Here is a 13,801-nt window from a genome sequence, read left to right as displayed (position 1 = left end):
AATGACAGCAATCACTATGAAAATGACTGTGTCATCCTGTATAAAAGAGATACAGCCAATCCCGGGCACACTGGCTGCTGATATCTATAAAATCAGGCATAAAAAAGGCCACCTAGTACAAAGGTGGCCCCATCATAAGCAGTGTATAATACGGTGATTACTCGGTTGGACTAAGAGTCCAGGAATTGTCTGCGTTCAGTGTTGCCGTCATGGAATACACATTAGCCGGGAAATCAATCTGCTGTGTATGTGTAATCCCTTCTATATTCATAACCTGACCCTGAGTGTAGTTGCCGAAAGTGATCCAGTATTCCGGATGGGGGGTGAAAATTTCTTCATAATTGGGCTGTGTGGGAATAATAAAGGTTCCCGCTCCGGACATGCCTACTCCTGCCGCACCGAGAGAGGAAGGGACGGTTTCATCAAAAGCCATCGTCAGCTGACCGGCTACCCCTTTTACAGGAGTCTGAAAAAAGAAGCCATATTGATCACGGGAAAGAGTGATACTGTTGCTGCTTTGCAGGGAAGGAACATCAATCGTCTGAGAAGCATCAAAGATAACGCCGGGCTTCAACGTACCTGTCTCCGACCAGACAAAGCAATAATCAACCGACCAGTCGAAACGGACTTTGGTGTTGCTGTGAGCACCTTCGGTCAACCAGGCAAGTGATTGAATCGAAGAGGAGCTGCTTTGCTTTGGCAGGGTCTGATACAAACAGGCATGTCCCGCATTGGATGAATTATTGACAAAAACCACTTCATATTGCTGTCCCATAGATATTCCTCCCGGATATGTTTTTTTGGAATAGCGGCCGCTATCACTGTTCAGAAGCGGTTTGTCGCTCCTATATAGAATGGAATCGACAGACCTTGATTTACAAACGATTTCCGAAAATAAATTGGTTGAATATGGAAATTACGCTTCGTATAATTGGAGCTAATCCATACCGCAAGTAAATTGCAGCAAAGGAGGTGATATCAAGTGAATCCTGTGTTGTGTACTTATGAGGAATGTTTGGTCGAGCTCAAACGAAGTGCATGGCGTCTGCAGAGCAAGACAAGAGCACATATCAAGCGAGAGTGCGAGTGGGCAGAGGATTACAACGAAGTCGATAGTGCGTGCAGTCAATTGCAGCAGTTATGCGAAGAGGAGTTTATTCAGTATGCACTCAGCCATATTTCCTCATCAAAAGCCAGGCTGATTATTCAAAAGCTGTATGTGGAAGATCTGTCGGAGAAACAGGTGGCAGAGCAACTCAATCTGACCCAGCAGGCGGTGAACAGGTGGAAAAACAAAGCGCTGCAGGAACTAAGGAGCAAAAAGAATTTGCTGAAATATGTGCAGCTATAGTACAGGCAGAGGAAGGAAGCCAGGAGCGGTTGATCGCCTATTTTCAGCAGGATATGCAAAAACTCAGCCGGTATATTCGGCTGCCCGAGGAGGAGATCATGCAGGCCCTGCAGACCGATTTGCTGGAATATGTAATTCGCAAAATAAAAAGCACAGAGTTCCAATCCTAAGATTGAGTATCTGTGCTCTTTGAGACAGACTTAACAAGCGGCAACTTGTTAGGTACACTCCTCTTTGGGAGAGAGGAGATCTATCCGGTACCTGTTCATATTATTCTTGCTAAAACGGCGAACTCCTGTTTAATTTTACAAAAACAAAGGAGCTGAATAACATGAGTACCGAACAGACAGTAAAAGGATTGGATACCACACAATCCTGCATCCATGAAGTGGATAATCTTCACAAGCAAGGATATGCTTTTGTGGGCAGATATTATAATGTCAATCGTCCGGAGAAAAATCTGACATTGGAAGAAGCTGAGGTACTAAGCAGGGGAGGCATAAAAATAGTCGCGGTATGGGAAAATGGTTATCCGACTACATCCGGTTATTTTACGGAATTATCAGGCCGTGAGGATGCTGAAAGGGCTTATGACTATGCCCGAAATGTAATTCGTCAGCCAATGGGATCAGCGATTTATTTTACTATCGATTATGATGCATCTGCAGCGGATCTCGGCCACTGTATTCGTCAATATATGCAGACTCTGGTAAGTACATTCAAGGCACGAGGTGATGCGTACAAGATAGGTATCTACGGTTCGGGCCTTACGTGTGAGTATGCGATTCAGCATATCCCCGGTATTCATTACACCTGGCTGGCAGAATCATCCGGTTGGACGCATTCCCGGATATTTACAGGCTGGAATATCAGACAGACGGGCAGCGGCAGCTTTCATGGTCTTTCGATCGATCTGGATGAAGCTGTCGGCAGCTACGGATCTTTTGGCATTCCTTTGTAAATAGTGGCTCTTCGATTCCATTATAAGTAGACAGCATAATCAGCAAAATGTCTCCGTACAGGCTGTCCATCATAATGAGTTGAGGAGGAAAAGAAGATGAATGAGAAAAACCCGGAAACCATTCCCGATCAAAATTGTACACTCTGTACTATTGCCGGCCTTCATATTCCAGCGCTTACTCCCTATCAGGTTTTCGAGCAAACCGGTTATATGGATGGTCCCCCGCATGATAGCGAAGCGATCTCCGCCATGCTGGTGACGATGAAAATGTCGGATGGCAGCTATGAGCGATTTGCGACTCTGGAAGAAGCTGAACGAGCGATGCTGCAGTTTGGTGATAATCAGAAATTTTGTGTGGGTTATGCCAGTGATCAGGATGTTGGACATATGGTCGCTGCCCAGAAAGCGATGGGTGGGATGTACTATTATGATTTTCAGAATAGTACACCTGCACAGCTGCCGACCAGCACAGGGTATAAATTTTATGTGTGGCCTATATACTCCTAACAACGGTTTATTGCAACAAAATTATGGAAAGGTGGTCTATACTGATGCCCTATACGTTGATATATGCCGATCAAAATCAATTTGATGCAGACTATGAATCTCTTCAGAAGGCAGAACAGGATAAATGCGATCGCTGGCGCAATGAGGTAGTTGAATATGGAGCGATTCAGGCAGCCAGATTAGAGCATATTGAAATCAAAAAAATACGAGGTGCCGCTGAGAATCAATGGGAACTCGTGATTGGCAGAAAAGAAAGAGTGCAGATGTTCCTTGAGGGAGAGAACGTAACTATCTTGGGAATCGGACATTTGTAGATCATTCATTCATTGAGATTCATATCCATCCAATTGAGAAACGCCGGAGCATATTTCGGCGTTTCTTGTTGTATATACAGAGCTTAACCACATAATCGACAGCACGATAAATGACCAAAAAACCGCATAGTAAAAGGAATTATGAAGCCGATCAGATAGGATGATCAAGAAAATAAAAAACAAATTTAAATAAAAAGTTGACAATGATAATCATTATCAATTATGATGTTGTCAGAGAGAAGAAGTGAGAGAAACAACGCACAACAGGAGGATATATATGCCAAAAATATTAATCGTTTTTGCCAGTATGACAGGCAATACCGAAGAGATGGCAGACCTTATTGCAGAGGGTATTACATCCGCAGGTGGAGTTGCGGAACTGAAACAATCCATGGATGTAGATGCCGATATTCTGCTTGAATATGATGCTGTAATGCTTGGTGCTTATACATGGGGAGACGGCGAACTGCCGGATGAATTCCTCGATTTTTATGAAGACATGGACAACCTGGATCTGAATGGCAAAAAAGCTGCTGTATTCGGCAGCGGAGATACAGCCTACGATCAATACGCAGCAGCAGTAGATCTGCTGACCGATAAGCTCAGAGAGCGCGGAGCCGAGATCGTACAGGAAAGTTTGAAGATCGAGCTTAATCCTTCTACAGAAGATAAAGAAACATGCCGCAGCTTCGGCAAACAATTTGCTAGCACAGCGGTTAGTCTCGTATAAGTGAGTGTACGGAAGATGGTGAACACATAATGAATGACCCTTCGACATTGACCGATGATAATGCCGTAATCCGGGACTATCAGCTGGAAGATTGGCTGAGAAGAACCTATACTGCTGAGATTCGTGCAGAACGAACACCACGCCGTACGCAGCAGAAGCCAGACTGGAAGCAGCGTGCACAATATGCTGTAGGACATGCGATCAATCGCTACTACAGTCTGCAGCCGGAACTGCGCGAAATCGCTCATATGGGAGAACTGCTGGATTACCGCTGGCCCAGGCGCTCTCAATCCTTTGAGAGCGAGCAGCATTACTGGGATCTCAAGGACCTGCTCACACAGCGTCTTACCGAAATGCTGCCTTCCAACCAATCCGATGCTTATCCGGTGATGCTGTACGAGCAGCATCAGGTTATGGTTCCGGAACTCGGTACAGAGCTCTCGCTGATTTTACAGGCGGCCTGGCAGGTTCCCTGGACAACAGCGCAACCGGATGCTGAATCATCCGGACACAAGAGCCTGATTGTCCAGAAGTTCTTTCTTGAGCATGAGCCTCAGCTGGAAGAAGCGTTTATTCATCTGTCTTCCGTATTTTGCAAGGCCGCATTTGGTGTTCTGCCGGAGCGGATTGAATTGTTCAATATTATGGAAGGTACAATTCGTCAGCATGTACCTCGTGCAGATCAATACCGTGCTTCCATTGATTATCTTCATTTGCTCCGCCATGCCGTACCGGGCGGAAATCGATTCTGCACCAGCTGCGGAACGAACGCTGGTATGGCATATCTTGCTCCACAATGGAGCCTAATGTAGGTGAAAGAGGAAACGTATCAAAATCCCCCATCATTTTGATGCTGTTATCTTTTCACATAAATGCACTACAGGAACATACGGCTTCCCTGTTACAGGGGAAACAGGACGGTTGAACTTTCTGTCCCAGTCATGTACGGAATGTTCAGCCGTTCTGAGAAAAAGCGTTGATCCTGTTATGGACCGGACCTCCATAACAGTGATCAACGCTTTTTGTATGCGCACATGTAGCATAACGAAAAAGACAGCGGCAGGAATCCGCTGTCTGTGTAGTCTATTATACCTGTGCTGCAGATCGCAGGGGAATTCCTTGATACTCATAGTAATCCTGAATATCCTGATGAACAAACCCGCAGGATTCGTACAAATGAAGTGCCCGGTTATTATCTGCTACAACATTAAGCCATACTTCTTGCCCAAGTCTTTTCTCTTCAGCAGCGACCTGACGCAGCGCACTGCGTCCGAGACCATGCCCTCGAAGAGCAGGATCAATCGCAAACCCGTATATCCAGCTTTGTTTGTCCTCGCGGCTGACTTCGATTTTGCCAGCTGCCAATCCTTGGTGTTCAATAACATGCATAATTTTGGACAGGGGACCATGTGGGCTGGATAGTGCATTCATTGTGGAAGATTCCGGAATATCGAATGCATCGGCATCAAGGCGCGCCCACAGGGGAGCATCTTCTTCCTGGAACAGCCGTAGGGAAGCGATCTCATGCATAACCGGATCAAGCAGTGATCCATGTTCATCCAGCTTCATTGTATACTCTACGCTGTTGAGCGACGTGCGAAGCGTATGAATCCAGTTCTGCCCTGAAGCAGACGCACGCGGGACGTTCAATAACACCCGATGAGCCCCGGAGAAAACACCACTGTCTGCAGCCTGCTGCCAGAGCGATGTGAACAGGCCCTGACGACGATAATCCGGATGTGTCATACCGCATACTTCAATATTGGGACCAAATCGGTAAACAGCCAGATAAGCGACCAGCTGTTCGTGATCATAATGGAAAAAGTCTTCCGTACTGCCTGGAGTACGGTTCTTGAGTATATCCCAATTAAGTTTTAGCATGATCTGTTCATATTTCTCGCATATAACCTGAAGTTCGGAAATATCTGATAATTGGCGAAGTTTTAGCATGGATTTGATGTCCTCTCTTTTGAGCCAGACAGATTATCATAGGCGAAATCTTGTACCTGTTTTGTCGTTCCTGATAAAAAATAACACCGATCCTCTGTCTTTCACTGGATACTTATACGTATGTATACCCTGTTTGTCAGCTTCTGTACAAACGGAATAGTAATTCAATTATATAAAGAAAGAGCTAGATAAAGCTACATTTGTTTCCAATTTATTCATAAGTCGATATTATTCACCTTCTTAACTACTACATATTATAATGTTTGAATTTAGGTATAAAACGACAAAAAATCCGCAGCCTGATTAATCAGTGCCGCGGATTTTGCCTGTTAATAACAGCAGAATAAAGGAAATCAAAATGGTAATAATCGTTAAGCTCCAGGCAAGCTGCATATGACCGGCATCCACAGCGAAATAAATAGCTGTAGGTAGCGTCTGCGTCTTGCCGGGAATATTACCAGCAACCATCAGTGTAGCTCCAAATTCTCCGAGTGCTCTGGCAAATCCAAGTACAAACCCTGTCACAAGTGATCGCCAGGATAGAGGAAGCACCATATACCAGAGTACCTGCAGCTCACTCGCTCCCTGAGAGCGGGAAGATTCCAGCACATCCCGATCGACCAAAGCGAAGCCGGTCTTGAGGGTCTGATAGACGAGGGGAAAAGCCACAACAGCCGAGGCAATTACAGCTCCGGTCACACTGAAGACGATAGGCTGTCTGGTAATCCATTCGGCAGCCTGTCCTATCCAGCTGCGTCTTCCTAGTATCGTTAGCAGCAGCAGACCGACAACAGAGGGAGGCAATACAAGAGGCAGCATAAACAGCGTCTCCAGCAAGATCTTTCCACGAAAAGCATGCCGGTTCATCCAGGCTGCTACCCACACGGCTGCTGCAAAAGAAACAATGCCCGAGATACAGGCAATCCGCAGTGACAGCATAACGGGAAAGCCTATAGCCTCCCAGGACCAGACTTCATTCATGAGCCGCTGGCTGCTCTGCTGAATCCGTATTTCTCAAAGACTGCCTGGGCTTCATCGGTCTGCAGATAGGCATAAAACTGGGCTGCTTCCTCGCGATGGGTTGTACCAGCCAGCACACCTGCTGGATAGACGATAGAGTCATGACTGTTCGGATCGGCTGTAAAAGCGATCTGAACACCATCCGATTCCAGAGCATCTGTTTTGTAGACAAAGCCTGCATCTGCATTACCGGTCTCTACATAAGAGAGTACCTGCTTCACATCCTTGGTCTGTACGATACGGGATTGCAGGGTATCCCACAGTTTGGCTGCCTGCAGCGACTGCTGGGCATACATGCCGGCAGGAACCGATTCAGGCGTTCCAATAGCCAAACGTTTGACAGATGGCTTTTGCAGATCCTGTATGGAAGCTGGAATATTTGTACTGTTTTTGGGCACGATGAGTACCAATTGATTGGTCAACAGATTGGTCTGATGATCGGGATCGATCAGCTTCTGCTGAACCAGAGCCTGCATCTGCTTACTGCCTGCCGACAGGAACAGGTCAGCCGGTGCTCCCTGTTCGATCTGCTTTTGCAAAGTTCCGGAAGCGGCAAAGTTAAAGGTCAATTGGACATTGGGGAATTTCTGTTGATACATTTTTTGAATCTCCTGCAGGCTGTCTGTCAGGCTGGCAGCTGCAGAGACGGTCAATTCTGTTGTGCCACTGGAAGCCCAGCCACCCTGCTGTTTGGTATTGTCCGATTTGGCAGTGCTGCTTGAAGAGCAAGCAGTAAGGGCTGCTACAAGCAGAATCATCAAGATCAATGCAGGCAGCCGATACCTTACAGTACGTGGTTTGTCATCCATATTCTTATGTAGGGATTGCATTGGGGTTCCTCCTTGGGGAAATAGATAATGATTATCCACATTTTATCCTATCTTAATACAACTAATATAAACTAAACTGTACTAAATATCACTACTTATAACTAAATATAACGAATGATATAGAAAAAGCGAATGATATGCAGCTTTTCTGAATTGCAATCCTTACTTTTCGCAGGTAAGATGAACGTATCTTGTCAGCGATACAGGGAGGAACCACCTATGGATGAACAGGTGTCATATACCACGGAAGAGATAGCCAGACTGTTAAAAGTATCCAAGTTAACGGTCTATGATCTGATCAAAAAAGGAGATCTGCCTGCCTACCGGGTCGGCAAGCAGATGCGTGTAGACCATTATGATCTGGAAACCTACAAACAGCGTGCCAAAAATGGCATGATACGCGAAAATAATAATGCAATGAATATCCGCGAGCTGCAAAGCGGAATGCAGCCGGTTCCCTCTTCATCAGAGCGCGCGCTTCAGCCCGGTAAAAGTGGGGTGATGCCAGCGACCAATCCGCTTAACACAGATCCGTCTGCGGTATCAGCAGAATTTGTACATGCGGCCTATGCCCGTCCTGAAGAGATTCTGCGTAATACCGGCACGATGCAGCCGGTGACGCAGGATCTGATTCCTCCGCCAATCAATAACCAGACGATCGTTATTACAGGGCAGGACACAAGCCTGGATCTGCTCGCCCGTTATATGGAAAAAGATAACCGTTATCGTCCGCTGCGCTCTTTTGCTGGCAGCATGAACAGCCTGGTCTCGATGTATATGGGCAATTCGGATATTGTCAGTACTCATCTATTCGATGGAGACAGTGGAGAGTATAATCTGCCCTATATACGCAAAATATTGGTATCCTGTCCATTTACGCTGATTAATCTGGCCTCCCGTCCGGCGGGAATCTATGTGCAGCGAGGTAATCCCCGCCGGATTCGGAGCTGGAGCGATCTCAGCCAGCCGGGATTGACTATCGTCAACCGGGAAAAGGGAGCAGGAGCACGTGTACTGCTGGATGAGCAGTTGCGGCTGCATAATATTCGTCCGTCTACAGTGAGAGGTTATGGTAATGAAGAGACTTCCCATATTGCAGTAGCTGCACGAATTGCTTCGGGACAGGCGGATGTAGGCATAGGAAGTGAACGGGCAGCCACCATGGTAGGCATTGAATTTATTCCGCTCGTTACGGAACGTTATGATCTGGTGGTGCTGAACAAGCCGGATAATGCGGAATGGATTGCGCTGCTCAAGCGCATTTTGCAGTCCGTAGAGTTCAAGCAGGAGCTGCAGGCAATAGGCGGATATGATCTGTCCCGTACGGGAGAAATCGTATACGAGAGTGTGCATTAAGCAATCGTAGCAATAATAGGCTAACCTTCATTTGTATTGACAATGATAATCTTTATCATTTAAAATAATCCTATTCTGTTTGATGTTTATTCATTAAGGAACAGTGACATGGAACAGGGTTCGTATAGCCAAATGAGGAGGTAGAGAATATGTTCGTCATTCTTCGCACTATGACGGTTACGGAAGGCAACTCCGACAAAATCGTTGAACGTTTCAGTAAGCCAGGATCGCTCGTGGAGCAGCAGCCTGGTTTTATAAATATTGAGATCATGGTGAAGCAGACTCGCCGCGGGGAAGAGGAAGTAGTCATTCTGTTCCGCTGGGAATCCGAGGAAGCATGGAAAAACTGGGAGAAAAGCGATGCCCATATTCAGGGGCACCGTCAGAATGCCGGTCAGCCCAAGCCGGAATATGTACTGAATGTAACGCATGCCCGCTATGATGTAAAAGCAATCAAAGGCGCAGCGGAACCTACAGCTTGATCGTATCACCTGAAAGAACACAAAAAGCACCTTTCCCGGACACTTGGAAAGGTGCTTTTTATATAATTTCATGTGATTACTCACAGCTCTGCATTTATGCTCGTGAATCGAACGGTTCGATGGTCGTCATATTTTGATCGATCATTGAAAATTCATACGCTTTTTGGGCACTGGAAATCCGCTGCGATGAAGCCGGTGGCGCGTCTGCAGTAAATGACGGCATTTTGAATCCAACCGGCTCGGGACGCGTTACCTGCTGAACGTAACCGGGCTTGACTGCCTGAATAGCAGGTACCTTCTCCAAAAATTGATCGAAATTGACCGTCTTATCCTGCGTCTGGGCAATTTGCTGTTCAGAACGTTCTGCCTGTTTCTGTTCACGACGAACCAGAATCTGACGAGTATAGGCGGCCACTTCGGCTGTAATACGTCGTACAGCTTCAATAGGGTTAACTCTCATTTCATCTCTCCTTATCCGGGAATTGCTTGATGTCTCTATCCGATCTGCTAAATGGCTGTCTTGCACTACTTATATCGGCAAAAGCGCCAGGTTATATTACTCAATAGTCATAACCGCGCTTACTGAAAACAAAATAAAATTATCATCTTGAAAATCAACTGTCGATCTGCCATATCAATCCAATGGTATACATCTTCCTTCTTCTATTATCCCTCTTCTAACAGTCACATTTCAAGCTTTATCCGTAAATCGTTGACATTTAAATTGATTATTTGATATATTAACTTTATGTTATTAACAAATAGTTAATTAGATGTATATGCAGAACATAAATATTCTGAAACTACATTTATTTTAATAGAGATGGAGGTAAATAGATGCCCAAATCCCAATCCAATTCCTTGAATCATCAGGGGCTTACCGAGCAGCAGTTTCTCGATCAATATGATGCCGGTGTGTATGAACGCCCTTCGGTTACTGCAGATATGCTGATTTTTACAATTATGGATCAGGAGCAGGATAATTATCGCAAGCTCCCGGAGAAGTCCCTGCAGCTACTGTTGATCCAGAGGGGAGAGCATCCTTTTATGGGCCAGTGGGCCTTGCCGGGAGGATTTGTCGGCATGAAAGAGAGCCTGGATGAAGCAGCAGCACGTGAGCTGCGAAGTGAGACCGGGTTGAACGAGATTTATATGGAACAACTCTATACATGGGGAGAAGTAGAGCGTGATCCCCGTACACGGGTTATTAGCACCTCCTATATGGCATTGGTCGATTCTTCAACACAGCAGGTACGTGCTGGTGAAGATGCACAGGATGCCCGCTGGTTTGAGCTGAATTACCGGGTTATGCAGGAGACCAAGACGCATCTGCCCGAAGGCTGTCGTCTGGAAAAGGAAGTACATATTCGTCTGCGTCATCAGGACATCGAGCTGTCCGGAGTAGTCAAAGTAACCCGTACCTATTGCGGCACGATTACCGGTGTACACTGGGAGGTTCTGCAAAGCGAAGGCATTGCCTTTGACCATGCCAAAATGATCGCCTATGGGGTAGAGCGTTTGCGCAGCAAAATTGAATATACGGATATCGTATTCAATCTAATGCCGCCACTATTTACCCTATCCGCATTACAGCAGGTATATGAGACGATTCTGGACCGCGAACTTCTGGCACCGGCATTTCGGCGCAAAATCGCTCCGCGTGTAATGGCGACCAATGAATATACCCGTGATGCCGGCCATCGGCCTTCCCAGCTGTATCGCTTTCGCCCGGAATGGGAGGACGCATAATATTATTGGTTTGTAATGGATAGTCTATGAAGATTAATAAAGCAGTTTGTAGAGATGATTAATTTAGGAAAAGAGTGATTATAATGAGCAAGCAGCAAGAAAAGTTTACGTTCTTTTACCGGAGCGCATCTCCATTTTCGCAGTGGTATCCGGCTGTATTTGTAGTTGGAGAGCACACATTTGACAGTGCCGAGCAGTATATGATGTACGGCAAAGCAATGCTTTTCGGAGATCAGGAAATAGCCACACGGATTCTGACTGCCAAGCAACCACGCCAGCAAAAGCAGCTGGGCCGCCAGGTTCAGCGTTTTGACAAAGCCGTATGGGATGAGCATGCCAGACAGATCGTATATGACGGCAATTACGCCAAATTTACACAAAATAAAGAACTGCTGGAGGTTCTGCTGGCAACTGCAGGCACCACACTTGTAGAAGCAAGTCCTACTGACCGGATCTGGGGAATCGGACTAGCAGAGGAAGATCCTCGCGTTCGTAATCGGAGCACCTGGCGCGGTACCAACTGGCTTGGAGAGGTGCTTACCGAGCTGAGAGAACAGTTGCTAACTGAACCCAAAGCCTGACTACAATGATGATAATCAGCAAAGTATATGCATGAGATAGTTGCTTTTATCATGGATGTTATGAAGATAGTATTCAATTTATAAATATAGTAAGTCTACAAATACAATAAGGAATGATTAGAATGACCCATAATATTAATTCTGCTGAACAGGGCATGAAAAAAGGCCAGGGTGCACGAGAGATTCGCTCCAGATGGGCACAGGAGACACTGAATATTCTGGAAAGCGGACAATATACCAATCCGTCAGGCAGTACCATAAATATTCATAGTCAGATAGAGCATACTATTCATCACTCGCAGCTGTATCGTCCACATGAGCTGCCTGCTATCCAGCATACTGCGGAATCACGTATTCGCGAATATACGGCTGCCATGGATTTGTCAGACAGACATCAGCAAATGAGCAGCCGGATCGAATGTACGAATGAATCTACACTGGCAGCAGCAGAGCGTCTGGTTGTTAACGAGCACTCACAGCATGTGCTGGCACTTAATTTCGCTTCGGCACGCAATCCCGGTGGTGGTTTTCTCGGAGGCAGCCAAGCGCAGGAAGAGAGTCTGGCACGTTCTTCTTCCCTGTATCCGGCTATCGTACAAATGGAAGAGATGTACAAGCACAATCGCCAGGAAAAGAGCTGTCTGTATTCCGATTACATGATCTATTCACCTGATGTAACCATATTTCGTGAAGATCAGGGGCAGCTGCGTGATCAGCCTTATCAGGTGTCGATGATGACTGCTCCAGCTGTAAACGCTGGTGTTGTGCGTGAACGTGAACCGGAGCGGGAGCATGAGATTGAACAGGTGATGAAGCAGCGTATTCGTTATATTCTGGCGGTAGCTAGTAGGCAGGGCGAAGAAAATCTTATCCTTGGAGCCTATGGCTGCGGCGTATTCCGCAACCGGCCCGAAGAGGTAGCCCGCTGGTTCCGTGATATTCTATTTGAAGAGAGCTATGGTCTATTATTTCGCAAGATTGTATTCGCTATACTGGATCGATCCAAAACAGGTGGAGTTATGGCTGCTTTTCGAACTGTATTTCCATCATAATACGGCAGATAAAAAGATAAAAAGATAAAAAGATAAAAAGATAAAAAGATAACCGGATAAGTGGATAAGTAAATAAGCAAGGCCAAGATGAAAACGATGTATAAATATAGAGCAACCACTAACAAAAGCTAATTAGATACTATATAAATATAAGGTGTACGCAAGATACCAAAGTATTTTCGTGGACCGGCAACTTGAAGGAGAACACTGAATAATCAGGATCTTTTTTCAAGCTGTCGGCCTTTTTATTTCAACTAATTATTAAAATTAATTATGTGAAAAATTTACAATAGAAGTTCCAATATTTTGATTATCTCTAGCTACTACCGATTTGCTGTAAAATCAGATATTACTTATATCATTTTTAATTTTGAAAAAAAGGTAAAATAAAACATAAATATGTGATATGATACAACTCGTAAGATAACTAAATAAGTGATATGATACAACTCGTAAGATAACTAAATAAGTGATCTTTTATAGAGGTTCACTATCTGATTACTCAAATATAAAGGGGATATTATGATGAAAATGATGAACAAAGTATGCTCTGGCTTGTTGACAGCAGCACTACTCGCAGGTACAGGAATTGCAGTATCCACTACAGCAGCAGCCAAGCCGTCGCAGCAGGCATCTGCATACACTGCTGTCAAAGGCAAAACCGTATATTACAAAAACTGTACAGCGGTGCGCAAAGCCGGCAAAGCTCCACTATACAAAGGCGAACCGGGATATCGTACTCGTCTGGATCGTGACAAGGATGGAATTGCCTGCGAATAATCGCATGTGATGTCAGAACTACCTCTATTTGTAGAATAATGCTTGATGTACTCACGATATAACTTAACAAGATCGTAAATAAGCCCCAAAGCCCGGATGCAGATGCTGCAGGGCTTTGGGGCTTATTGATGATAAATA

At 45.5% G+C, this 13,801-nt stretch carries 17 protein-coding genes and 1 pseudogene; 13 read left to right on the top strand and 5 right to left on the bottom strand.

Going from position 1 to position 13,801, the window contains the following annotated elements:
* Positions 1-157: 157 nt before the first annotated feature.
* Positions 158-775 (bottom strand): hypothetical protein, encoded by a 618-nt coding sequence (locus WH46_RS10480; RefSeq protein WP_046226665.1) that lies wholly within the window; start codon positions 773-775, stop codon positions 158-160.
* Between the two features lie 207 nt (positions 776-982).
* Here WH46_RS10480 and WH46_RS10475 point away from each other — a divergent pair, with 207 nt between their 5' ends.
* The 7 genes from WH46_RS10475 to WH46_RS10450 all read left to right on the top strand — a co-directional run bounded on the left by WH46_RS10475 (position 983) and on the right by WH46_RS10450 (position 4,675).
* Complete coding sequence (locus tag WH46_RS10475; RefSeq protein ID WP_017812957.1) at positions 983-1,351, top strand: sigma factor-like helix-turn-helix DNA-binding protein; 369 nt, start codon at positions 983-985, stop codon at positions 1,349-1,351.
* Positions 1,285-1,521: a hypothetical protein gene (locus WH46_RS24055; RefSeq protein ID WP_156172250.1), complete on the top strand. Its 237-nt coding sequence runs from the start codon at positions 1,285-1,287 to the stop codon at positions 1,519-1,521. The genes WH46_RS10475 and WH46_RS24055 overlap by 67 nt, the downstream gene beginning before the upstream one ends.
* 161 nt (positions 1,522-1,682) lie before the next feature.
* A complete protein-coding gene (locus WH46_RS10470; protein ID WP_046226664.1) occupies positions 1,683-2,312 on the top strand; it encodes a DUF1906 domain-containing protein in 630 nt (209 codons plus the stop codon).
* A gap of 96 nt (positions 2,313-2,408) precedes the next feature.
* Positions 2,409-2,819 carry a hypothetical protein gene (locus WH46_RS10465; protein ID WP_046226663.1) on the top strand — a complete coding sequence of 137 codons (411 nt, stop codon included), beginning with the start codon at positions 2,409-2,411 and terminating at the stop codon, positions 2,817-2,819.
* 44 nt (positions 2,820-2,863) lie between these two features.
* Complete coding sequence (locus WH46_RS10460; protein WP_046226662.1) at positions 2,864-3,133, top strand: hypothetical protein; 270 nt, start codon at positions 2,864-2,866, stop codon at positions 3,131-3,133.
* A gap of 277 nt (positions 3,134-3,410) precedes the next feature.
* Entirely contained in the window at positions 3,411-3,863 is a 453-nt protein-coding gene (locus tag WH46_RS10455; protein WP_017812962.1) for a flavodoxin, read from the top strand.
* Between the two features lie 29 nt (positions 3,864-3,892).
* Positions 3,893-4,675 (top strand): hypothetical protein, encoded by a 783-nt coding sequence (locus WH46_RS10450; RefSeq protein WP_046226661.1) that lies wholly within the window; start codon positions 3,893-3,895, stop codon positions 4,673-4,675.
* A 274-nt stretch (positions 4,676-4,949) separates the two neighbouring features.
* Here the strand turns inward: WH46_RS10450 and WH46_RS10445 are convergent, their stop codons facing one another.
* The 3 genes from WH46_RS10445 to modA form a co-directional block, all read right to left on the bottom strand.
* On the bottom strand, positions 4,950-5,813 hold the full coding sequence (locus WH46_RS10445) for a GNAT family N-acetyltransferase (RefSeq protein ID WP_046226660.1): 864 nt from the start codon (positions 5,811-5,813) through the stop codon (positions 4,950-4,952).
* A gap of 303 nt (positions 5,814-6,116) precedes the next feature.
* Positions 6,117-6,794: a molybdate ABC transporter permease subunit gene (gene modB, locus WH46_RS10440; RefSeq protein WP_046226659.1), complete on the bottom strand. Its 678-nt coding sequence runs from the start codon at positions 6,792-6,794 to the stop codon at positions 6,117-6,119.
* Positions 6,791-7,663: a molybdate ABC transporter substrate-binding protein gene (modA, locus tag WH46_RS10435; RefSeq protein WP_046226658.1), complete on the bottom strand. Its 873-nt coding sequence runs from the start codon at positions 7,661-7,663 to the stop codon at positions 6,791-6,793. Before modA ends, modB begins: the two co-directional genes overlap by 4 nt.
* Before the next feature lie 219 nt (positions 7,664-7,882).
* Here modA and WH46_RS10430 point away from each other — a divergent pair, with 219 nt between their 5' ends.
* Positions 7,883-9,019, top strand: coding sequence for a substrate-binding domain-containing protein (locus WH46_RS10430; protein ID WP_046226657.1), 1,137 nt, complete (start codon positions 7,883-7,885; stop codon positions 9,017-9,019).
* A gap of 149 nt (positions 9,020-9,168) precedes the next feature.
* A complete protein-coding gene (locus WH46_RS10425) occupies positions 9,169-9,501 on the top strand; it encodes an antibiotic biosynthesis monooxygenase family protein (protein ID WP_017812968.1) in 333 nt (110 codons plus the stop codon).
* A gap of 94 nt (positions 9,502-9,595) precedes the next feature.
* Here WH46_RS10425 and WH46_RS10420 read toward each other — a convergent pair whose 3' ends face one another.
* The gene (locus tag WH46_RS10420) at positions 9,596-9,961 is read right to left on the bottom strand and encodes a hypothetical protein (RefSeq protein ID WP_017812969.1); all 366 of its coding nucleotides are present in this window, start codon (positions 9,959-9,961) and stop codon (positions 9,596-9,598) included.
* A 377-nt stretch (positions 9,962-10,338) separates the two neighbouring features.
* Here WH46_RS10420 and WH46_RS10415 point away from each other — a divergent pair, with 377 nt between their 5' ends.
* The 4 genes and pseudogenes from WH46_RS10415 to WH46_RS24390 all read left to right on the top strand — a co-directional run.
* Complete coding sequence (locus WH46_RS10415) at positions 10,339-11,250, top strand: NUDIX hydrolase (protein ID WP_017812970.1); 912 nt, start codon at positions 10,339-10,341, stop codon at positions 11,248-11,250.
* An 83-nt stretch (positions 11,251-11,333) separates the two neighbouring features.
* Positions 11,334-11,831, top strand: a complete 498-nt coding sequence (locus WH46_RS10410; protein ID WP_046226656.1) for an NADAR family protein — start codon at positions 11,334-11,336, stop codon at positions 11,829-11,831.
* Between the two features lie 122 nt (positions 11,832-11,953).
* A complete protein-coding gene (locus tag WH46_RS10405; protein WP_082208374.1) occupies positions 11,954-12,883 on the top strand; it encodes a TIGR02452 family protein in 930 nt (309 codons plus the stop codon).
* Positions 12,884-13,498: 615 nt separating this feature from the next.
* Positions 13,499-13,663, top strand: a pseudogene (locus WH46_RS24390) (excalibur calcium-binding domain-containing protein); the annotation flags it as partial.
* Positions 13,664-13,801 lie beyond the last annotated feature (138 nt).

The sequence above is a fragment of the Paenibacillus dauci genome, from assembly GCF_000971985.1.
Taxonomy (GTDB): Bacteria; Bacillota; Bacilli; order Paenibacillales; family Paenibacillaceae; genus Saccharibacillus; species Saccharibacillus dauci.
This window is presented reverse-complemented; position numbering and strand designations above follow the sequence as displayed.

Bases quoted from the DNA above. Each gene is read 5' to 3' on its own strand.
- WH46_RS10470 (WP_046226664.1), top strand. From the start codon at position 1,683: ATGAGTACCGAACAGACAGTAAAAGGATTGGATACCACACAATCCTGC.
- WH46_RS10425 (WP_017812968.1), top strand. From the start codon at position 9,169: ATGTTCGTCATTCTTCGCACTATGACGGTTACGGAAGGCAACTCCGAC.
- WH46_RS10460 (WP_046226662.1), top strand. From the start codon at position 2,864: ATGCCCTATACGTTGATATATGCCGATCAAAATCAATTTGATGCAGAC.
- modB (WP_046226659.1), bottom strand. From the start codon at position 6,794: ATGAATGAAGTCTGGTCCTGGGAGGCTATAGGCTTTCCCGTTATGCTG.
- modA (WP_046226658.1), bottom strand. From the start codon at position 7,663: ATGCAATCCCTACATAAGAATATGGATGACAAACCACGTACTGTAAGG.
- WH46_RS10410 (WP_046226656.1), top strand. From the start codon at position 11,334: ATGAGCAAGCAGCAAGAAAAGTTTACGTTCTTTTACCGGAGCGCATCT.
- WH46_RS10415 (WP_017812970.1), top strand. From the start codon at position 10,339: ATGCCCAAATCCCAATCCAATTCCTTGAATCATCAGGGGCTTACCGAG.
- WH46_RS10465 (WP_046226663.1), top strand. From the start codon at position 2,409: ATGAATGAGAAAAACCCGGAAACCATTCCCGATCAAAATTGTACACTC.
- WH46_RS10450 (WP_046226661.1), top strand. From the start codon at position 3,893: ATGAATGACCCTTCGACATTGACCGATGATAATGCCGTAATCCGGGAC.
- WH46_RS10420 (WP_017812969.1), bottom strand. From the start codon at position 9,961: ATGAGAGTTAACCCTATTGAAGCTGTACGACGTATTACAGCCGAAGTG.
- WH46_RS10430 (WP_046226657.1), top strand. From the start codon at position 7,883: ATGGATGAACAGGTGTCATATACCACGGAAGAGATAGCCAGACTGTTA.
- WH46_RS10405 (WP_082208374.1), top strand. From the start codon at position 11,954: ATGACCCATAATATTAATTCTGCTGAACAGGGCATGAAAAAAGGCCAG.
- WH46_RS10445 (WP_046226660.1), bottom strand. From the start codon at position 5,813: ATGCTAAAACTTCGCCAATTATCAGATATTTCCGAACTTCAGGTTATA.
- WH46_RS10455 (WP_017812962.1), top strand. From the start codon at position 3,411: ATGCCAAAAATATTAATCGTTTTTGCCAGTATGACAGGCAATACCGAA.
- WH46_RS10480 (WP_046226665.1), bottom strand. From the start codon at position 775: ATGGGACAGCAATATGAAGTGGTTTTTGTCAATAATTCATCCAATGCG.